The sequence below is a fragment of the ANME-2 cluster archaeon genome (genome assembly GCA_014237145.1).
In the GTDB taxonomy this organism is placed as follows: domain Archaea; phylum Halobacteriota; class Methanosarcinia; order Methanosarcinales; family Methanocomedenaceae; genus Methanocomedens_A.
In genome coordinates this window covers 34,608-55,024 of sequence record JAAXOC010000044.1, presented here as the reverse complement: position 1 = coordinate 55,024, position 20,417 = coordinate 34,608, and the positions used below count along the sequence as shown (strand labels likewise).

Annotated in this window: 22 protein-coding genes; 14 read left to right on the top strand and 8 right to left on the bottom strand. The window is 44.5% G+C overall.

What is annotated here, in order from left to right; genetic code table 11:
* Positions 1 to 133 precede the first annotated feature (133 nt).
* The 6 genes from HF974_06395 (at position 134) to HF974_06370 (ending at position 6,139) form a co-directional block, all read left to right on the top strand.
* Positions 134 to 811, top strand: a complete 678-nt coding sequence (locus tag HF974_06395; GenBank protein MBC2697963.1) for a cell division protein FtsJ — start codon at positions 134 to 136, stop codon at positions 809 to 811.
* Positions 812 to 1,615 carry a rhomboid family intramembrane serine protease gene (locus HF974_06390; protein MBC2697962.1) on the top strand — a complete coding sequence of 268 codons (804 nt, stop codon included), beginning with the start codon at positions 812 to 814 and terminating at the stop codon, positions 1,613 to 1,615.
* A gap of 64 nt (positions 1,616 to 1,679) precedes the next feature.
* Positions 1,680 to 2,333 carry a DUF2150 family protein gene (locus HF974_06385; protein MBC2697961.1) on the top strand — a complete coding sequence of 218 codons (654 nt, stop codon included), beginning with the start codon at positions 1,680 to 1,682 and terminating at the stop codon, positions 2,331 to 2,333.
* A gap of 40 nt (positions 2,334 to 2,373) precedes the next feature.
* Positions 2,374 to 3,333, top strand: a complete 960-nt coding sequence (locus HF974_06380) for a class I SAM-dependent methyltransferase (GenBank protein MBC2697960.1) — start codon at positions 2,374 to 2,376, stop codon at positions 3,331 to 3,333.
* Between the two features lie 168 nt (positions 3,334 to 3,501).
* Complete coding sequence (psmB, locus tag HF974_06375; protein MBC2697959.1) at positions 3,502 to 4,143, top strand: archaeal proteasome endopeptidase complex subunit beta; 642 nt, start codon at positions 3,502 to 3,504, stop codon at positions 4,141 to 4,143.
* Between the two features lie 82 nt (positions 4,144 to 4,225).
* On the top strand, positions 4,226 to 6,139 hold the full coding sequence (locus HF974_06370) for a beta-CASP ribonuclease aCPSF1 (protein MBC2697958.1): 1,914 nt from the start codon (positions 4,226 to 4,228) through the stop codon (positions 6,137 to 6,139).
* 133 nt (positions 6,140 to 6,272) lie between these two features.
* On the opposite strand, the gene HF974_06365 is transcribed toward HF974_06370, so the two are convergent.
* The gene (locus HF974_06365; protein ID MBC2697957.1) at positions 6,273 to 7,235 is read right to left on the bottom strand and encodes a 4-demethylwyosine synthase TYW1; all 963 of its coding nucleotides are present in this window, start codon (positions 7,233 to 7,235) and stop codon (positions 6,273 to 6,275) included.
* 14 nt (positions 7,236 to 7,249) lie between these two features.
* Complete coding sequence (locus HF974_06360; GenBank protein ID MBC2697956.1) at positions 7,250 to 8,767, bottom strand: DNA-directed DNA polymerase II small subunit; 1,518 nt, start codon at positions 8,765 to 8,767, stop codon at positions 7,250 to 7,252.
* Between the two features lie 76 nt (positions 8,768 to 8,843).
* On the opposite strand from HF974_06360, the gene HF974_06355 reads away from it, so the two are divergent.
* Together HF974_06355 and HF974_06350 are read left to right on the top strand one after the other, a co-directional pair.
* Positions 8,844 to 9,395 (top strand): S26 family signal peptidase, encoded by a 552-nt coding sequence (locus HF974_06355; GenBank protein MBC2697955.1) that lies wholly within the window; start codon positions 8,844 to 8,846, stop codon positions 9,393 to 9,395.
* 173 nt (positions 9,396 to 9,568) lie between these two features.
* Positions 9,569 to 10,111 carry a S26 family signal peptidase gene (locus HF974_06350; protein ID MBC2697954.1) on the top strand — a complete coding sequence of 181 codons (543 nt, stop codon included), beginning with the start codon at positions 9,569 to 9,571 and terminating at the stop codon, positions 10,109 to 10,111.
* Positions 10,112 to 10,122: 11 nt separating this feature from the next.
* On the opposite strand, the gene HF974_06345 is transcribed toward HF974_06350, so the two are convergent.
* Entirely contained in the window at positions 10,123 to 11,394 is a 1,272-nt protein-coding gene (locus HF974_06345) for an ORC1-type DNA replication protein (protein MBC2697953.1), read from the bottom strand.
* 673 nt (positions 11,395 to 12,067) lie between these two features.
* Entirely contained in the window at positions 12,068 to 12,337 is a 270-nt protein-coding gene (locus HF974_06340; GenBank protein ID MBC2697952.1) for a UPF0147 family protein, read from the bottom strand.
* A gap of 238 nt (positions 12,338 to 12,575) precedes the next feature.
* Here HF974_06340 and HF974_06335 point away from each other — a divergent pair, with 238 nt between their 5' ends.
* The 4 genes from HF974_06335 to HF974_06320 all read left to right on the top strand — a co-directional run bounded on the left by HF974_06335 (position 12,576) and on the right by HF974_06320 (position 15,399).
* On the top strand, positions 12,576 to 13,055 hold the full coding sequence (locus HF974_06335) for a hypothetical protein (protein ID MBC2697951.1): 480 nt from the start codon (positions 12,576 to 12,578) through the stop codon (positions 13,053 to 13,055).
* An 82-nt stretch (positions 13,056 to 13,137) separates the two neighbouring features.
* The gene (locus HF974_06330; protein ID MBC2697950.1) at positions 13,138 to 13,704 is read left to right on the top strand and encodes a flavodoxin family protein; all 567 of its coding nucleotides are present in this window, start codon (positions 13,138 to 13,140) and stop codon (positions 13,702 to 13,704) included.
* A gap of 36 nt (positions 13,705 to 13,740) precedes the next feature.
* Positions 13,741 to 14,220 carry an Lrp/AsnC family transcriptional regulator gene (locus HF974_06325; GenBank protein ID MBC2697949.1) on the top strand — a complete coding sequence of 160 codons (480 nt, stop codon included), beginning with the start codon at positions 13,741 to 13,743 and terminating at the stop codon, positions 14,218 to 14,220.
* An 18-nt stretch (positions 14,221 to 14,238) separates the two neighbouring features.
* On the top strand, positions 14,239 to 15,399 hold the full coding sequence (locus HF974_06320; protein ID MBC2697948.1) for an aminotransferase class I/II-fold pyridoxal phosphate-dependent enzyme: 1,161 nt from the start codon (positions 14,239 to 14,241) through the stop codon (positions 15,397 to 15,399).
* Positions 15,400 to 15,628: 229 nt separating this feature from the next.
* On the opposite strand, the gene HF974_06315 is transcribed toward HF974_06320, so the two are convergent.
* The 4 genes from HF974_06315 to HF974_06300 all read right to left on the bottom strand — a co-directional run bounded on the left by HF974_06315 (position 15,629) and on the right by HF974_06300 (position 19,140).
* Positions 15,629 to 15,832, bottom strand: coding sequence for a hypothetical protein (locus tag HF974_06315; protein ID MBC2697947.1), 204 nt, complete (start codon positions 15,830 to 15,832; stop codon positions 15,629 to 15,631).
* A 4-nt stretch (positions 15,833 to 15,836) separates the two neighbouring features.
* A complete protein-coding gene (locus tag HF974_06310; protein MBC2697946.1) occupies positions 15,837 to 16,928 on the bottom strand; it encodes a GTP-binding protein in 1,092 nt (363 codons plus the stop codon).
* 28 nt (positions 16,929 to 16,956) lie between these two features.
* Positions 16,957 to 17,643 carry a 7-cyano-7-deazaguanine synthase QueC gene (gene queC, locus HF974_06305; GenBank protein ID MBC2697945.1) on the bottom strand — a complete coding sequence of 229 codons (687 nt, stop codon included), beginning with the start codon at positions 17,641 to 17,643 and terminating at the stop codon, positions 16,957 to 16,959.
* 69 nt (positions 17,644 to 17,712) lie between these two features.
* Positions 17,713 to 19,140 (bottom strand): ATP-binding protein, encoded by a 1,428-nt coding sequence (locus HF974_06300; GenBank protein MBC2697944.1) that lies wholly within the window; start codon positions 19,138 to 19,140, stop codon positions 17,713 to 17,715.
* A 118-nt stretch (positions 19,141 to 19,258) separates the two neighbouring features.
* Between HF974_06300 and HF974_06295 the strand changes: the two genes are divergently transcribed.
* Together HF974_06295 and HF974_06290 are read left to right on the top strand one after the other, a co-directional pair.
* Positions 19,259 to 19,651: a hypothetical protein gene (locus tag HF974_06295; protein MBC2697943.1), complete on the top strand. Its 393-nt coding sequence runs from the start codon at positions 19,259 to 19,261 to the stop codon at positions 19,649 to 19,651.
* Between the two features lie 63 nt (positions 19,652 to 19,714).
* Positions 19,715 to 20,344, top strand: coding sequence for a mechanosensitive ion channel family protein (locus tag HF974_06290; GenBank protein ID MBC2697942.1), 630 nt, complete (start codon positions 19,715 to 19,717; stop codon positions 20,342 to 20,344).
* Positions 20,345 to 20,417 lie beyond the last annotated feature (73 nt).

The window sequence follows — 20,417 nt, the reverse complement described above, 5'->3', positions numbered from 1 at the left end:
TAAAAGCATATTGGTTTTATCCTGAAAAGCAAAAGATGAAGCATTTGGTAGAAATACAATATCTATAATGGGTAATATACTGTAATGGGTTTAATTGAATAACAGATAATTGACAACAGGTAAATTAGTCACTATGAGACTGGACGCATTTTTAGTAGAACAGGAAAAAGTAGCCAGCCGGGGCAGGGCCCAGCGTGCAATTACCAATGGTCTGGTAAGGGTTGATGGGAAAATAATCCTCAAAGCGTCCAGACAAGTTGGATATGAAAATGAGATCGAGGTGAAAGAGAATATTGACGTGCCGGCAGGATACATGAAACTCAAAAATATCCAGGACCGCACCGGCATGATCCACCCCGGAGATGTTATACTGGACCTGGGTTCCAGTGCAGGCGGTTTTCTCATGTTTGCATCAGGGATTGCTGAGCATGTAAAGGGCATCGAGTACAGCGAAGAGTTCATGCCGCAACTTAATAGTATCGCCAGGTCCCATGACAATATTACCGTTGTAAAGGATGATGTATTTACCATGCCCCTGTCATCAATGTCGCATAAACCAGTTAATGTAATCTTCAACGATATTACTGTCGAGCCACTTGATTCCATCAAAGTACTGGCAAGGGTCTTACCACTACTGAAATCAGGCGGTCGTGTGCTGCAGGTCTTAAAACTTCCTGACAGATCGGTCCTTAATGAGTGTACTAACAGGCTAAAGGAACTGGGATTGACGACCCAGCATATATTAGAGCCTGAAAAGAGAGAAGTTTATGTTATAGCAGTACGAAATAAAAAGAGCGAGGCGAAAGAGTAAATGGCAGATATATGCAGCATATGCGGTAAAAAGGAGATGTTGCCCTATAAATGCAAGTACTGCGGCTGGACATACTGCTCTGAACACCGCCTGCCAGAGAACCACAACTGCCCCGGGCTGGAAAAACTCAAGACACAGGTAAGGGAAAGCGGCAGGATCATGTACCAGCCCGAACCGGAAACCACAAAGAAACGCACAATCGGTTTACCAAGACTGGGGCATAGGGGGAGGTCACCGTATGCTATCCCAATATCAAGGAATTATTCCCTGTATATCATAATGGCATGTGTGGCGGCATTTTTTTTGCAGAATTTAATCCCGGCATTTACGGGTCTGTTCCTGCTGGTACCCGAATTGGCTGCAGTTCGCCCCTGGACCGTTTTCACGTATATGTTTCTGCATGGAAGTGGCGGTCACCTGTTCTTCAACATGCTGGTACTGTTCTTCTTCGGTCCCACCCTTGAGAGGAAGATAGGAAGTCACAAGTTCCTTATCGTGTATTTCGGGGCCGGATTATTATCTGCTCTGGGACATATGCTATTTTCAGGCTCACCAGTAGTAGGTGCCAGCGGGGCCATATACGGTATATTTGCCTGTCTTGCACTGCTGGATCCGGATATACGAGTTTATGTATATTTCTTCCCTATGAAAATCACACAGGCACTGATACTGTTTGCCCTCGTAGATATACTTATGATGGGGTCCAATGATATGATAGCCCATGCAGCACACCTGTCCGGACTGATGTTCGGACTGTATATGGGTTTTAAAATAAAGAAAGAAATGAAACAGTCAGTATGGTGATTGCATTTAGTCGCAAAGTATAATACTCAAAAAGTTGAATACCAGATTGCAGGAGCATAGCACAATGGCTAAGAAAAAGTCAAAAGGAAAAACAAAGAAAGAACCAGCAGCAAGCCCCAAATCTAAAACCGTATTTCCATTCTATTCAGAAGACCGATGGAACAACTGGATAGAGCAGGTCAAAGAGAGTGGTTTTGAACTCAATGAAGACGAAGACCCGGGTGATTCTGGCAAGATATTTGTCAATATGGAAGATGACATAATCCTTGCATGTTTAAAGGTCATTGCTAAATACCAAAATAATGAGTTGACGGGTGACGGGGCCTTCGATGCCCTGGATGAGGTTAAGAACATTGTATTGAACCCAATGGATTCGATCAGTGAGCCTATTGACCTTATGCTCGATTCATTGCAGACCTCATTGATCGGTGTTTTTGCTTCCTGCGAGTGTTATATCGATGGTGCTTATGACAAGTCGGCTGATCTTACCCCGATCATAAAAAGTGCATTGGAAGCAGAGGAGGCAGATGACCCGGGAACTGCTATTGGTTATGTTGCCACAATCGGGGCAAGTGTGATCGCAGGGGCCGAAATCCCTGAGGATACTTTATCAGATATGCCTTACGGCCTGGTCGCCGAATGGATCGACGGTATAGATTCCATATCAGCCGCCATGATGGGTGATGACAGTTATAAGTTCGATGAGGCTGATGAATAAATAGTATTTTGTTAATTTTTTTCCAGGGGTTTATTGTTTTATGCTGATTCACCAGGTTCTGGGCCTGGATAATGATGAGAACCTGTTCCTGCCTGAAGAAAGTTACAGTAACCTGAACGACCTCTACCGGACCCTGGGGTTCATGGAACAGATGGTACAGTCCCAGGGGATTGACGGTGAGGTCAGGGCCGTGCAGGATGATAGGGATATCATCTGTCTGGCAATAAATAACCCGGCTACAGGGGAATATCCTTCGTTTTGGGCAGTGTTCACCAATGTGGTGGCCCGGTCCGGTATCCAGTCGGCGGCTGTGGAACGATTTGGCGGTCTGGCCTCTGTTCTATTACAGGCTGCTGATGACGTGAACTTGATCGATGTACCGGCCAGGGAATTGATAGGTGCATTACAGGAATATTTTTCCATTGCCCTGGTCGAGAGACAGTTATGTGATGGCTGCGTTAAGCCTACTGAAACCTATGACATGGTGTACCTGGATATCAGGGTCCAACGGTTGGATGAGCTGTTCAGGAAACTTGGTGATGAGTTCGATGCATCCGGCATGGTACTGGAAATTTGCTGCGGCAACGGTATGGCGACGCTGTCGTTGGAAAAGCTGGGCATATTCCCGCTGACAACTGATTATGACCGCTGCCAGGTGTGCCAAGGACTGGAACATGGTGTGCTGAAGCCCAGGCGGACTATTGTGATGGATGCCACGAGGCTGACTGATTTCTTTGAGGGGGCCTCATTTGATGCTGTTATTGGTTTCATGCTTGGTACTATTTATAGTTTTAACAAGGATATCTGGGCCGCAATGATGTATGAATCCCTGAAGGTAGTTAAGCCGGGAGGGACGCTGCTGTTCACAGTTAATAAGCGTGAAGAGATGGATATCCTGGAAAGTGTACTGGACGGTCTGGGTGCGGTAGGTGAGATCATTGATAATACTGATGAGAACGGGATATATGACCAGTGGGTGTACCTGGGGCACAAGGGGTAGTAACTGGAACGGTATTGACTGAAAAAACTGAATGCTTCAGGCGAGATTTGGACAGGGCTGAATAGTTACAAAAGTGCAAGGCTAAAAACGGGAAAACTCTTATATAGGCAGATACAAATATAAGGTGAAAGTTAGCTGATTTTCTCATTTTTTCTATGAGGTATAGAGATGGTTAATGATAACGAACTTAAAGGTACAACAACTATTGGACTAGTCTGCAGTGAAGGCGTGGTACTGGGCACAGAGAGCCGGGCTACTATGGGTCATTTCATCGCAAGTAAAGATGCAAAGAAAATATACCAGATAGATGACCTTGTGGGAATGACCACAGCCGGTTCAGTGGGAGATGCACAAAGGCTTGTAAAAACAATGCAGGTCGAATCAAAATTATATAAAATGCGCAGACAGGATAACATGACCATCAGAGGTATCACCAGTCTGTTGTCCAACATCCTTGCAGGAAACAGGTATTTTCCATTAATGGTCCAGCTTGTTGTAGGTGGAGTGGACAAGAACGGCCCGGGCCTCTATTCACTTGATGCCCTCGGAGGCCAGATTGAAGAGAACAAAGCCGTAGCCACAGGTTCAGGATCTCCATTTGCCTACGGAATACTTGAGGATAGATACGAAGAGAATATGCCTATTGATGATGGTGTAAAGCTTGCAATCAGGGCACTACATAACGTTATGAAACGAGATTCTGCTTCCGGGAACGGTATTAAGGTTACCAAGATCACATCGGAAGGGTATTTCGAGATAGAGGATTCTGTTATACAAGAAACACGTGATGCTTTCCTTGATGCTTTATAAGACCCGAACATTAAGGAAACCTTACATCTATACTTAATTTTTTAATATTCATTTTCTGATTTTTTCACAGGACGTAAATACCATGTCGGTAGAACAGGTACTCGAAGAATTAAAAGCAAAGATATCAAAAAAATTACCAGCGGGAGTGACTATATCACTTATAGAGTTCGAGGGACCGGAACTTGTAATATATACCCCGGAACCGAAAAAACTTGCAGATAATGGTGATGTCATCCGTAATCTGGCAAAGGATCTCAGGAAGCGGTTAGTGGTCAGGCCTGATCCTGGAGTACTGGCAGATCCGGATGTTGTAATTGAAACGATCTCCAAGATCGTACCTGAAGATGCTGGTATTACAAGTCATTATTTTGACCCTGATACAGGTGAAGTGATAATCGAAGCCGAGAAGCCAGGTATCGTAATCGGCCGACATGGCAGCACTCTAAGGGAGATTACCAAGGAAATTGGCTGGACACCAAAGGTGGTAAGGACCCCGCCTATAAAATCATCCACTGTAAAGAATATCCGACAGTACAACAGGGACCACAAAGAAGAACGTAAAGCCCTGCTTAAAACCATTGGCAGGAAAATCCACAGGGAAGTATCATCCAAGGATAAATGGGTCAGGGTCACTGCATTGGGAGGCTGCCGGGAAGTAGGACGCAGTTGTTTCATGCTGTCAACCCCTGAGACCAAGGTACTCATTGACTGTGGAGTGAACGTAGGTTCCGATGATAACGGCACACCTTACCTGTACATACCAGAGGTAACGCCTATCAGCCAGATAGATGCAGTGGTGCTTACCCATGCCCACCTGGACCATTCGGGCCTGATACCCCTGCTGTACAAATACGGGTATGAGGGGCCAGTATACTGTACACCTCCAACCCGGGACCTGATGGCTCTCTTGCAGTTGGATTTCATTGATGTGGCTGCCAAGGAAGGCAAGACCATACCGTATGAATCCTCAATGATACGTGAGACCCTGAAACATACCATTACACTTAATTACGGTGACGTTACCGATATTGCTCCGGATATGAAGCTTACCCTGCACAATGCCGGCCATATCCTGGGTTCATCTGTGGTCCATTTCCATGTGGGCGACGGGCTGTATAATATTGCATTTAGCGGGGATCATAAATATGAGAAGACCCGCCTGTTCGACCCGGCAGTCAATTCATTTCCCAGGATTGAAACCATAATCACCGAGTCAACCTACGGCGGTTCTAAAGATATGCAGCCCAATAGAAGGGAGGCCGAGAACCGGTTAAAAGAAATAGTAAAAGAAACGATAGCCAGGGGCGGTACTGTCCTGATCCCGGCCTTTGCAGTGGGCAGGAGCCAGGAGGTCATGCTGGTGCTGGAGGAGATCATCCGTAAAGGTTTTATCGATGATAATATCCCGGTCTACCTGGATGGTATGATCTGGGAAGCCACGGCCATCCATACTACTTACCCCGAATACCTGAATGGAGAACTGAAAAACCTGATATTCCATAAAGGCATGAACCCGTTTTTGGCCGATTGTTTCGAACAGGTGGATTCTGTTGAGAAACGAACAGATATCCTGACCAACCCCAGACCTGGTGTCATACTGGCAACCTCTGGTATGCTAAACGGCGGCCCAATCATGGAATACCTGAGGGCATACGGCCCTGACGAAAAGAACGCACTGGTATTTGTGGGATACCAGGCAGAAGGAACTATGGGCCGGAGGTTGCAGAAAGGCTGGAGTGAAGTTCCCGTCTATAATAACGGCAAGACTGATATTATCAAGATCAACCTGAATGTGCACACAGTGGATGGATTCTCGGGACACTCTGACCGCAGGCAACTGATGGATTATATCAAGAAGATGAAACCCAGGCCCGAACATGTCCTTACGGAACATGGTGATGAGAAGTGTTGTCTGGACCTGGCCAGTTCGATATACAGAAAATACCGTATCGAAACCAGGGCACCAATGAACCTGGAAACTATCAGGCTGATCTGAGATGCAAGGCACCAATGAACCTGGAAACTATCAGGTTGATCTGAGATGCAAGGCACCAATGAATCTGGAAACTATCAGGCAGGTATGACATACAGGGCACAAATTAACCTAAAGACTACCAGACCGGTCTAAACTACAGGGTTACAGGAGTCACTTTTTCATTCTTTGACAGTAATGCCACCCTGCTGAGTTCAACGTGATCGGCCATATGATAACCCAGCTCCCTGCCAAGTTCTGAAGTAAACTCAAGTATCTCTTCATGCCCGGGCATGGCATCCCGCTTAAGTCGTTTGCGGGAATAACCCAGATGCATATATGCCTTTACCTCCACAAAGTCGGGTTCTGCAAGTTTGATAAGCCGGGCATACCCGGTGACATCTTTAAAATTCAAACCTTTTGTCAGAGTTAGCCTGATGGCAATCCGGCAAGGATGGTGGCACAGCACTTCCAGGGATTCCAGGATATGCTCCCACTGATCCTGATGATCTGGAGCACAGGAACGAATGTAAGTCTCCTTATCCGGAGCGTCCAGGCTCATGTACAGTTGTGAGGGCCTGATAATTTCAATAACATCGGGTTTTGTACCGTTGGTCACCACAAAGGTGGTAAGTCCCTGTTTGTGGAACTCCCGGACCAGTTCGGGCAGGAACGGGTACAGTGTGGGTTCCCCTGCCAATGATATGGCCGCATGTTTGGGCTCCAGGGATTCCTTCCATTTTACTTTGTCAGCATCATCCAGGCCGCCGTACCCTGACATCAACCTGCGCTGCTCCATGATACAACCCCCCACAATTTCCTCTGGAGAATCCCACTCGGCAGGCATGTCGACCGGGTGTTCGACCGGGCGCCAGCAATGGAGGCACGACTGGTTGCAGCCTAAAAAAGGCGTCATCTGGATACAACGGTGTGACCGGATGTCGTAGAACTGGGATTTATAGCAGCTGCCCATTCCCTTTATAGACCTGCCAGACCAGAGGCAGGGTTTGACAGCGCCATGACTGCCTACTATGTGATATCCCATTTTTTTGAATAATTCCAATTGATGTTCGGGTAAGGTGCTCATTGGTAATAATTGATGTTTGGGTGAGGTGCTCATTGGTAATATATGAGTTATTGAAATGAGATAATGTTTGTGTTAAGTGTGGCCAGGTCCACGATGGCAGCCTTGGCTGGATCAGGCTTAAGGTTCATACGTCTCTGGAACTCTGTCTGGGACTGCCAAGTACCACTGTTTATCACTGTGACGCCACGGTAAGTAGCGTATCCAACTGTATGTACATGGCCGCAGTGCAGGATATGGGGTGGCTTGTCGATCACCAGGTGGTCTTCTCTTTCAGGCGCAATAGATACCCGGCTGCCGTACATGGGAGACAGGTGCCTGCGCCTCAACATCTCGATCATGGGCCGTGTGGGATCTTCGTATTTCATGCCAGGCATGTTGGCCACTATATCATCAATACTGCGCCCGTGATAGACCAGGGTTCGTACCCCATCCATGGATATCACTGCCGGATTGCCCACGAACACCACGTCCGGCCTGAACATCTTCCTTATCTTTTCAGGAAATGTGGGCTGGGGTTCGGCCTGCCTGACCGCATCGTGGTTGCCCGGGGATATGATCACCTTGATGTATTTGGGTATCTGGTTGAAGTAATCCGCAGCTACCTTATATTGTTCATAGACATCGGTAATAGCCAGTTCTTCCTCCTGGTTCGGATATATTCCGATACCGTCCACCAGGTCACCTGCCACCACAAGATACCTGATATCCTTCACGTCCACAGATCCGTTGCCTGCCACTGACCCTCCGTGATTCAGCCAGTCGATAAAACCCAGCCATTGGTCTTCAAGGAAGGTGTCACTACCTACATGCACATCAGATATCATTACAGCCTTGCCGCTCACATTGCGCTCGCCCAGTTCTGAACTGGTCCTGAGTGGCATATCAGGCCACATGATACTATTTATGAACAGCAGATTTCCATCATCACTCAGGTTGCCGGTGACACCGATCACTTCATCCAGCATCACTTTTTGGCCCTGCTCAAAAATATCATGTTTATTCTTCAGCACCATTGTGCGCAGGCTTGCTGTAGTATCCTCGATCTCTATCATCCTGTGACCGTTCTTGGATATGCGCAGGTCGGAAACCATGCCTATAACCGAAACCTCCTCCCTGCCTTCCACCAGGCCAAGTTTGCGCCTGTTCAGGCTTTCTATGGGCCTGAAACCAACACCCCGGTTCCTCAACATATCCCCCAGCCTGGAGAACCTGTTCCTGAAAAAGTCCACGAATTCCCTGTATTCACCTACACATGTTGACTGTTCAGTAATATCTGAGATCACGTCCAGTTCACCAGTCCATTCATCTTCATCTTCATAATCCGGGTCCCTTGGTACCATGGGGTACTCGGTCCCTGGCTGCGGTGTGGTCCTGGTATTAAAAGCCGGGTCTATCTGGCCAGGGCCCACCACAAGTGTGGACTCGTCAAGTGAATCAAGTATCTGGCTGATAAGTGAAGGACTGGTGTCCTGTTCCGTAAGCAATGTGAGGGCGTCAGGGTCTATCTGGTAACCGGCCTCTGCAAATTGCTCTACAATGAATGAAGCATAATCAGTATTTTGCATTAAAATCGCACAAACTATTATCACTTTACACGCTATAAGTATTCGCCACATAAATACACGGGAAGAGAAAAGCATTATCGATAAATTATTTTATTATGTAAAACGATTCAGGAACAGTGATAATTTCTGGATCGGCCTGTTAAATGACCTGCTGTTCGTAGCTTTAATGATCGGCATCTTCATGCTTATCTCGCAGATCGGTCTTGGTACTCCCAGGCCGGCGGTGGCTGTAGAATCCGGTAGCATGCTGCCTAATATTGGTATTGGTGATGTGGTTATCATTCAAAGCGCACAGCGGACCCAGATCATTTCACATACTGAGGGCACCCTGTCAGGATACACATCATTTGATGAATACGGGGATGTAATTTTATATAGGAAGTTCGGGAGTACTGAAGATACACCAATCATCCACAGGGCAATGTACTGGGTGGATAAAGGGGAGCCCATGTGGTCCGGTGGACCTGCTGCACCTCATTCGGGATACATAACCAAAGGGGATCATAATTGGGGCATTGACCAGAAGAGTGATACCAGCAAGCTCCAGCCTGTAAAAAAGGAATGGATCATCGGGGTGGCCCGGTGGCGTATTCCTTGGGTAGGATATCTCTCACTGGCTGTACATTGATATGGAACGACATATATCAACCTGGATTATCGGTAACCCGCCTCGGCAAACTGCTCTACAATGAATGAAGCATGATCAATGTTTTCCATAAAATCGTATAAACTATTATCACTTTACACGCTATAAATATTCGCCATATAAATCCACGGGAAGAGAAAACCATTATCGATAAATTGTTTTATTATGCTAAACTGTTCAGGAACAGTAATAATTTCTGGATCTGCCGGTTAAATGACCTACTGTCCGCAGCTGTAATGATCGGATTGCTCATGCTTATCTCGCAAATTAATCTTGGTATTTCAATGCCGGCGGTGGCTGTAGAATCTGGCAGCATGCTACCCAATATCGGTATTGGTGATGTGGTTATCATACAAAACGCCCAGCGGACCCAGATCATCTCATATACTGAGGGTGTTATATCAGGGTATACATCATTCGATGAATACGGGGATGTAATTTTATATATGAAGTATGGAAGTACTGAAGATACACCAATCATCCACAGGGCTATGTACTGGGTGGAGGAGGGGGAGCCTATGTGGTCAGGTGGACCTGCTGCACCTCATTCAGGATACATAACCAAAGGGGACAATAATATGGCCATTGACCAGAAGGCCTCTACCAGCAGGCTCCAACCTGTAAAAAAGGAATGGGTCATCGGGGTGGCCAGGTGGCATATTCCCTGGGTAGGATATCTCTCACTGGCTGTACATTGATATCTACTGGCCTACATTAATCTGGATTGTACAATGAGCAGATCAGGTTGATAATTCTCCAGTGGTTTTAACCTGTAATCTTCCATGAGCACTCCCTTAGTATCACTCATCGGAACGCTCAATGATATTTCCTTGGTCCTGCCATACCGGCCTTTGCTCACAACCATAGCATTAACGATGCCCAGCATATCCAGTTCTGAAATAAGGTCGGTAATCCTGCGCTGGGTGAGTATATCAGAGCCGATGTCATTACACATATGTTTATAAACAGTGTAAGCTTCACCAGTGGAAACATTATTTTTCCTGATCTTACTGAGCAGAAGCACACTTAACAGTACGAGTTTGGACTGGGTTGGGAGGGTCCTGACCACTTCAACAACTCTATCATTCTCGATTTTTTCCTGTGCAATCCTTACATGTTTTTCTTCAACTACTGGCGATTTTGTCCGCTCCGCTATTTCACCAGACACGCGCAGAAGGTCTAACGCGCGTCTGGCATCTCCGTGTTCTTGAGCAGCAAAGGCGGCACACAGGCGGGTCACAGTTTCATCTAGCATATTACTCTTAAAAGCCAGACCCGCCCTCTGTTCCAGAATATCATGTATCTGTTCTGCATCATATGGCGGAAAAATAATCTCTTCTTCACCAAGGGAACTCTTAACCCTGGGATCCAGGAATTCTGTGAACTTAAGGTCATTGGAAATGCCGATCAGACTTATCCTGGCGTTCTCCAGGTCGCCATTTATCCGGGAAAGGTTATAGAGCACATCATCACCTTTCCTGACCAGTTTGTCTATTTCATCCATTATTATTATTACAACACGTTTTTCCTTATCAACAGTTTTTTTAAATTCTTCAAAAACCTGATCTGTAGGCCATCCGGTCATTGGTACTTCTTTTCCAATATGTTTTGCCAATGTAGCCAGGAGTCGATACTGTGTATCTACAATTTCACAGTTAACATACAACACTAAACATGCTGTTTCATGAGACTCACTTGTATTTTGCAGTTCCTGCCCCATAAATTTTACAACTGCTGTCTTACCTGTACCTGTTTTTCCATAAATAAGAATATTTGAAGGTGTGTCTCCCCGGATAGCCGGAACAAGCATACTGGCAAGTGACTGGATCTGCTTATCCCTGTGAGGCAGATTATCAGGTGTGTAATTAGGTCTTAATACTTCTTTATTCTCAAAAATTTCAGTATTTTTAAGAAAGTCATCAAATATCCCACGTGTGGGCTTTTTTTTAGATGTTTTTGATGTTAATTTTATTTTTGACATACAAATTTCACCACGTTTTTAAGATAAATGTAAGGAATATACAATTCATACAGTTTGTGTAATTTAGTAACACTTTTCAAGCCCTCTCTTCAACCCTGACTGAATACTCCATATGAAATATACCTTTTTATAGGTTCTGGTCAACACCCCTCCATTTCAAGTAGAAAATGTAATTAATCATTATAGATTTACAAAAAACATTAACAATAGCCTTTAAATTAAAAATATTTTCTCGAGTAAGATTAATAATGACACAATAATTGAACGAAATTCTTGTATAACCCCTTAATTTCCTCTGGAGAATATATAAACAAGTGGGACCGTATGATTTCCACTGGAAATGATAAAATTAGATAAAAAGTGTATAAATATTAATAAAAAATAAAAGCTTGTTGTTGACTTTAATTTTAATATATATAAACTTTGTTATTTAATTTTTAAACATCTTTGAAATAAAAAATAGTGAAATCTAATATAATAAAATATAATAAAATCGTCAATATGTGAAAAATGTGGATAAATCATACTTTGTCTACATAAAAATAGACATTTCCAGTTGAAATCAAAGGGTGGGGATTTAGGTATTATTGAGTAAATATCAAACTATTACAAACTATCAATAATTAAATTATATAATATAAAAAAAAAGGTAAATATTAATAATATTTATATTTCAGTCACTTACCGGAATAGTCTCAAGTTGCCCTGCAAGATTCCATATTAAAGTTCTTGTATGAAGGGGAAGATTCTGATCAGTGCTTATATCATCCAGTATCCTTATGCTAAGAGCTGCTCTGATAGACTGGGAATCTTCTTCTTTTAGTAGTATAGTCCTAATTTCATCTGCAGATCGCCTGATATTCTTTGGGACCGAATCATCGTTAATTATACGCTCAATAACTTCTGTGCATTGCTTGATAATTTCATCTGGATTTACCGACATTTTCATCATCTCTTAACTTATATTGAAAAAACTTTAATCAAATTTGAATAAAATAAATAATTTTAATTTATTTTGCTTATATGTTATGTTTTAGTTTGCTAAATTATAAAAACTAGCGCTCATTTTAAGTGTTCATATTACTTATAGTATTTGAAGCGTTTCGGTGATAACATTGGAAAAAAGTGAAGAAGACATTAAACTGGATAAAATAGGAAAATTACTTGAACTGGGCGGCACTATGCTTGCAAATCACTGTGAATGTGGGGCTCCTTTATTCAGGTACCACGGCAACGTAATATGTCCTATCTGTGATTCAAACTCAAAAGAACCTATTGAATCCCGGGAAAAAATACAAAAAACCCATAGAAAACCAGGGAAAAATCCTCCCTTGATCTCATCTCAGACAGAACAGAAGATTCAGAAGGTCCAGACATCGGAGGAAGCGATACCCTTACCTGAAAATCAACATTTAAGTGAGGCTTCCCAATCTTTCACGAAGGTTCCACAACCTTTAACAGAGGCTCAGCAGGTAACTGCACAGCCCACAGGACCTCCTTCAAATATATCCCCGGAGACTTATGATTTTATCAGCAATACGATTGTTAACAAAGTAGTCCAGCTCTGCCTGGACCTTCAGCGCGAAACAGATCAGGGCAAGATTAAACAGCAAATGGAAGCCATTGAATCCGGCACAAGAACTCTGAAGAATTTGAGATAATACTTACCCTCTGAAAAAGATGATAATTACACACTGAAAATATGATACTTATTCTTTGAAGCACAAGCAGGTGAAACAAAATATGAAAATAGTTGGAATATCAGGCAGTCCTAACCGCAAGGGTAACAATAGCAGGATGGTGGATCATTCACTGGAAATCGCAAAAGAGAATGGATTTGATATTGAAAAAATATCCCTTGCCGATCTAAACATTTCTCCCTGTACGGATTGTGGAGTATGCAAAAACGAAAGAACATGCCCTATTGATGACGACATGGGAAAGATATATGGAATAATCGAATCAGCGGACGGATTAATCGTATCCTCACCTGTATATTTCGGAACACTTTCAGGGCAGTTGAAGATGTTGTTCGACCGTACACTTCCGTTAAAAAGGAATGGATTTCTATTAAAGGACAAGATCGGTGCGGCCCTGGCTGTTGGTGCATCACGAAATGGCGGCCAGGAATATACTATCTGGTCCATCCATGCCTGGATGCATATCCATGGAATGATCGTAGTGGGTGATAACAATCATTTCGGGGGCATCGCACAAAAAGACGTAGATTCGGATGATGTTGGAATGAAGACAGTCGAAGATACGGTAAATAAATTATGCAGCACCCTTAAAAAATTTACATCAACATAATCAAAATCAACACAAAACTGATGAAGAGGCATGGTTATGAACGAGATACTTGAAATAATTGAGCAAGACCCTAAAAAAGACCCATCAGAGATAGCCCTGCTTACAGGGTATTCAGAAAAAGAGGTTCAAACACGCATCAAGGAACTTGAAGACAGCGGTATCATCCGGAAATATAAGGCAGTAATAGACTGGGACAGGGTCGGGGAAGAGTATGTCTATGCCATAATCGAGCTTAAGATCACACTGGGTGACAGGTCAGGATATGATACCATTGCCCATCGGATTGCCAGTTTTAATGAGGTCAGGTCCATTCGCCTGATATCAGGGGATCATGACCTGTCATTAACAGTGAGAGGCAAATCCATGAAGGATGTGGCCTTTTTTGTTGTAGAGAAGATAGCATCACTTGACCAGGTGCAGAGTACTGTTACCCATTTCGTGCTTAAGACATACAAAGAGGACGGTGTTCCCCTCTTCGAGCAGGAAAAATCAAAACGGCTTGCCATATCGCCTTAGGTTTAAAGTGATAAGCTAATGACTGATGTAAAAAAGTTCCTCTCAGATAAAATAAAGACTGTTCCCCCCTCAGGTATCAGGAAATACTTTGACATGGTCATAGGGATGGACGATGTCATCTCCCTGGGAGTGGGTGAGCCAGATTTCGTGACCCCGTGGCACATCAGGGAGGCATGTATCTATTCACTGGAGAAAGGACATACGTCATATACATCAAATTCGGGTCTCATTGAACTCAGGGAGGCAATTTCGGATTCATTTCATAATGATTACGGGGTGGATTACAACCCCGATGACCAGATTTTAGTAACCACAGGGGTCAGCGAAGCTGCAGACCTGGCCCTGCGTGCATTGGTAAACCCAGGGGACGAAGTAATACTCCACGAGCCTTGTTATGTTTCCTACAAACCAAGTATTATACTGTCCGGAGGCACACCCGTCCCTGTATCCACAACCAGGGACAATGAGTTCAGGGTCACAGGTGAGCAGATAGAAGCAGCCATTACCGACAGGACGAAAGCAATTATTCTTAGTTATCCTAATAATCCCACAGGAGCTGTAATGCAAAAGCAGGACCTGGAAGAGGTGGCCGATGTTGTGGTGGAACATGACCTGCTGGTCATTTCCGATGAAGTCTATGACAAGCTTACCTATAACGGGAAACACACCTGCTTTTCATCTTTAAACGGTATGGAAGACCGTACTATACTGCTAAATGGCCTGTCAAAGTCCCATGCCATGACCGGCCTAAGAGTGGGATATGCAATGGGGCCGCCCGGACTTATCAGTGCCATGTTGCTCATTCACCAGTATACCATGCTGTGTGCACCTATCACAGCCCAGATGGGGGCCATAGAGGCACTGCGTAACGGCGAGGCCGAGATGCAGGCCATGGTAAGGGAGTATAACCGTCGCAGAAGGCTTTTTGTGACCGGACTGAACAGGCTGGGCCTGGACTGTTTCGAGCCCAGGGGGGCATTCTATGCTTTCCCCTCAGTTAAGTCCACTGGAATGACCTCCTCACAGTTCGCAGAGGAACTTTTGCACCAGCAGAAAGTGGCAGTGGTCCCGGGAGAGGTATTCGGGCAGTCCGGTGACGGGTTCCTGCGGTGTTCCTATGCTTCCAGCCTGGACGAACTGAAAACTGCGCTTGAAAAAATAGAAGAGTTCCTTTCATAAAATAGACGAGGAACTGCCAGGCTTATCTGAAAAGCGACCCGGCGTCCGATAAGGACTTGCTGCTACTGACTTGCCGATAAGGACTTGCTGCTACTGACTTGCCGATAAGGACTTGCTGCTACTGACTTGCCGATAAGGACTTGCTGCTACTGACTTGCCGATAAGGACTTGCTGCTACTGACTTGTCGATAAGAACTTGCCGTTGCTGACTTGCCGATAAAAGTTTAACTCATCTGCCAAAGTCAATTTTTTCCATTTTCTCCAGTATGAAGGACAAATTCCTTACTATCAGGAATAATAATCCAAGGGTCAGGAACACCCACATCATAAACAGCCTGTCTGTGTACAGGGAGACAAACGAGCACAGCAGTGAAGCATAGATACCAATATTCAGGAATATATTTATCTTCCGGACCGGTGTCATTTCCTTCATTTTTTCATTTCTGTATTACTATGGTCAATATATCCCCGTCCATTAATATATGTTCCAGGCCGGCCCGCTGTCCCGCATGTTTGGCAGATATGCCCCAGACCTGGGCATACCTGAACCTCTTTTTAAAATCGCGGTGGATATTATCACAAATATCACCCACATTCACACCACCCCTAACGATCATGGGCTCATCCAGGTCAGGGGGCTGACCCTGGGGTTTCATGAAGATGCGTATGAATTTTAGCTGGTCGAAGATTGCATCCTTCAATGTATCCAGGTTCTCGTCCTGGTCTGCAGAAATAAGTAATGCATCAGGGAAACGGGTCCTGACATCAGATATATGCTCATCATCGGCCAGGTCGACCTTATTGACAACTGTCACAGCCCTGATATACCTGCGGTTGCCCAACAGGGCGTCAATGAACTCGTCAATACCCACCTGGTCACGGATGAGCACATCGGCATTGTGGATCTTGTATTCCTTTAATATGGACAGGATGATATACCTGTCAAGTTCAGTTTCAACAGTGGCATTGATACTGACACCGCCCCTGAACTTCCTTATTATCTTCACGTCAGGTCTCTTTGTATTGACCCTGATACCGGCATCATATAGTTCATTTTTAAGTATTTCCAGATGTTCGGTCTGGAATACGTCTATTAAAAACACTATCAGGTCGGCGTTGCGGACCACTGATATGACTTCTTTTCCCCTGCCGCGACCCGATGCCGCACCCCGGACCAGGCCGGGTACATCAAGTATCTGGATGGTGGCATCTTTGTGGAACATTGTGCCAGGTATCACGTCCAGTGTGGTGAATTCGTATGCCGCTATCTTGGATTGGGCTCCAGTCAACCTGTTCAGTAGTGTTGATTTACCCACTGACGGGTAGCCCACCAGTACTACGGTCGCATCTCCTGATTTGCGAACCGAATACCCTTCACCGCCTCCTTTAGACGAGGCACGCTTTTGCACTTCTTCCTTCAGGCGGGACAGTTTTGCTTTCAGTTTACCAATATGGTGTGAGGTAGCCTTGTTGTAGGGGGTCTTGCGTATCTCATCCTCTATGGCTGTGATTTCTTCGTCCAGGCTCATTTCGATTCTATAACCGCTGGTGTCAGCATTAAGATTTTCCCAGTCTTGCCAGAAGAGGGTCAGTAATACTTACACTTAAAAAAGCGCGTTTTCGTCTCATACATGACTCGCATACGCCGCAGGGTAATGGTCCGGCCGTGTAACATGACCATGAGTATTCCAGAGGTGCCTGTATCTTAAGCCCCAGCCTTACTATTTCGTCCTTATCAAGTCCCGCAAGGGGTGCGAATATGGCAGGATGGTTCATGGTGCCGTATTCCATGGCCCTGTCAAACAGTTCAATGAACTCAGGTGTATTGTCAGGGAATGTAGCTCCTTCTTCTGCATCGAATCCCACCACGATATGTTTTAGTCCGCGCTCCTCGGCAAAGGCAGCGGCAATCGACAAAAAGACCATATTTCGCGCCGGAACCCAGACGCTGCGGGCGCTTTCTTCTGATATTTCCAGGTTGTCCAGGTCACTGGCAGACGGGGTAGGCAGTTCCTTTGTCCCGGTGAGGGCGCCGCCAAAGTCCCTGTACCAGGGCAGGGGGATCACATGGTGCTCACAGCCATATTTGCTGCAGATGGCTGCAGCGTTCTCGATCTCGATGGTGGCCGCACGCTGCCCGTAGTCAAATGTGAGGCAGATCACGCTGCCAAAGGTGTCCAGGGCCTGCTTGAACGCCACAGTGGAGTCCAGGCCCGAGGATAGTAGTGCTATTGCGCCTGTCATTAGAGGAGAGTATTTGGTGCAATCCATAAAAGGATTAGTATATGATGTATATGATCAGCAAAGTTGCACTCATTCCATATCTGCAATATCGAAAGCCAGGAAATCAAGTTCTTCTTTTTGCCCGATCTCTTTTGCGATCAGGCAGTAATGTTCTATCCACTTACCCTTCACTTTTACTGCTTTTTTTTTTAGTTTTCGCATTATTTGTTCTGCCTCATTTTTGGTAAGATTTTTCCATTTTACTTCACAAAACAGGATTTCACGAGTAGTTTTATTAAAACCGATCAAATCGATCTCAACATCTTTATCCCACCACCTGCCTATTTCTAAGAACCTGAATGGGAGTCCACCTTTCCTATCTTCTCTGCCTTTTCCATCTTTTCCATCTTTTCCATCTTTTCCATCTTTTCCATCTTTTTTATTTATTGCAATAAGGAATTCCTTTGCCACACTTTCAAAAGCTGTACCAAAATAGGTATTGGAATCCTTCCTGACAAGTTCCACCCCCATATCAGGGTCTATTTCGAATGTTCCATAATTCTTATAGATAAACCTGAACCAAAAATTAAAGAAATTATCATTTAAGAAATACCTGCCGCTTCTTGCCTTTGTTTGTATCACAGGTTCTTCCTTTTTTACAATCTCGTAGTCATGGAGCAGTTCATGCAGGTATTTTGAGACTGTGGAAGCTTGTATGCCTGTATAATCTGATATGTCTTTAGGCGTTGCTTTGCCTGATGCGATGGCTTCAAGTATTGAAAAATAGCTTTTGTGTTCAGTGCCGAACTCAAGTTTTAGTATGTTCATACCTTCTTCCATAAGTATCCGGGTGTCGATAAAGAGTTTTTTAAATGTCTTATTGGCATCTGGTGTGCCGAATTCTCCGGCAAGAAGTAAATATTTTGGCACGCCGCCGAGAATGAAGTAGAATTTCATTGCTTCTTTTGTATCCAGATCATAAAAACCGCGCAAAAATGTATGACTATCTGAAAAACCAAACGGCATAAGATTATAAAGTAATGTGGCGCGTCCGAACAGCGGTTCTTTATCTCCCTGGAATATTCTTTTTATCATGCCCACGTATGAACCTATGACTATGAACATGTGACGTGATTCCCTGTGATGTTCATCCCAGTATTTCTGGAATTTCGAGAAGAATTGTGGGTCTATTTTTCTAAAATTCTGGAACTCATCAAACACGATTATAATTTTTTCCTTGATCTTGAAGATGATATTAAAGAAATCATCCCAGTCGTCCAGCCTGGGCCTGAAATCCATTATCTTTTCAAGGGAAGCTTCCAGGTCCTTTAAGAGAAGTTTTTCAGGTTTTGTCTCAATAAAAAGATATATGCTTTTCTTGTTTTTGATAAACTCTTTAGCAAGCTCTGTTTTCCCAACACGGCGGCGCCCATAGAGTACTACAAGTGATGAGGACGGGGCGCGGTATAAATCTTCAAGGATTGACAGATCATGTGTGCGGTTAAAAAACCTTACCATACAGTAACATACTGGCGAGTAAGCATATAAGGTTTGTTAATTTAGTGCATATCCCCATGTACCTTTTTCCATAGCGATAACCTTTAAATATCGATAACACGCTTAATTCAATAGTCCTATGGCAACAATATCGGAAATCCTCAATATAGAAATGCTTAACCTCTCAGTGGAAAAGCTCGGAACATTCTTCATCATCATATTGCTGACCTACATAGTTAGATTCCTTTTCCTGCATATCGTTGAGAAGAAAATAATCCTCCTCACACAAAAGACCAGTACCGAATTTGATGACCTGGTAGTACAGGCCTCAAAAGCCCCATTAGGTTACCTGATATTGCTGCACGGCTTCTACTTTGCCATAATCTCTCTACAGCTTCCTGAAACGATAGGAGTCGTAAATATCACAGGCGTTGTCCAGAAAGCATATGTGCTGATCCTGTCATTCCTCCTTTTGTATTACTTATTCAAGCTCATTGACGTAGTAGGCCACTTCATCTACAAGACCACATAAAAGACCGCTAGTAAACTGGATGACCAGTTCGCACCCCTTATCGTAAAACGCCTGCGTGTATTTGTGATCACCCTGGGTGTACTATTCATCCTGAACAACTTTGGGTATAACATAGCGTACCTGCTGGCAGGCTTAGGTATAGGCGGCCTGGCCTTTGCCCTGGCTGCCCAGGATACTGTGAGCAACCTGTTCGGCTCCTTTACCATCTTCGCTGACAAACCCTTCCACATAGGCGACTGGATAAAAATAGGCGGCTTTGAGGGTACAGTGGAAGAAGTAGGTTTCAGGTCCACCCGCGTCAGGCGGTTCGACCAGGCCCAGGTCACGGTTCCCAACAGCCAGTTCATCAAGAATGGGGTGATCAATTATTCTGCCATGAAAAAGCGCAGGATAAAGTTCAACCTGGGAGTAACTTATGGTACTACTGCCATCCAGATGACCGAAGTGGTCGAGGGCATCAAGCAGATCATCAAAGAAGACCACCGTTTCGACCATAATTTCTATATGGTACATTTCACTGACTTTGGTGACTTTTCCCTGAACATCTTCATCTACTGTTTCACCAAGACCACGGTGTGGGACGAGTACCTTACTGTCAGGGAAGAATTCCACCTGAAGATAATGCAGATGCTGGAAGAGATGGGCGTGGAAATAGCCTTCCCCACACAGACGGTGTATGTTGAAAAGGCATAGAAAATTGCCCATTCTGAACATTTAAAGTTTTGAAATCCGTGTCAATACTAATATATACAATTACATCAAATGT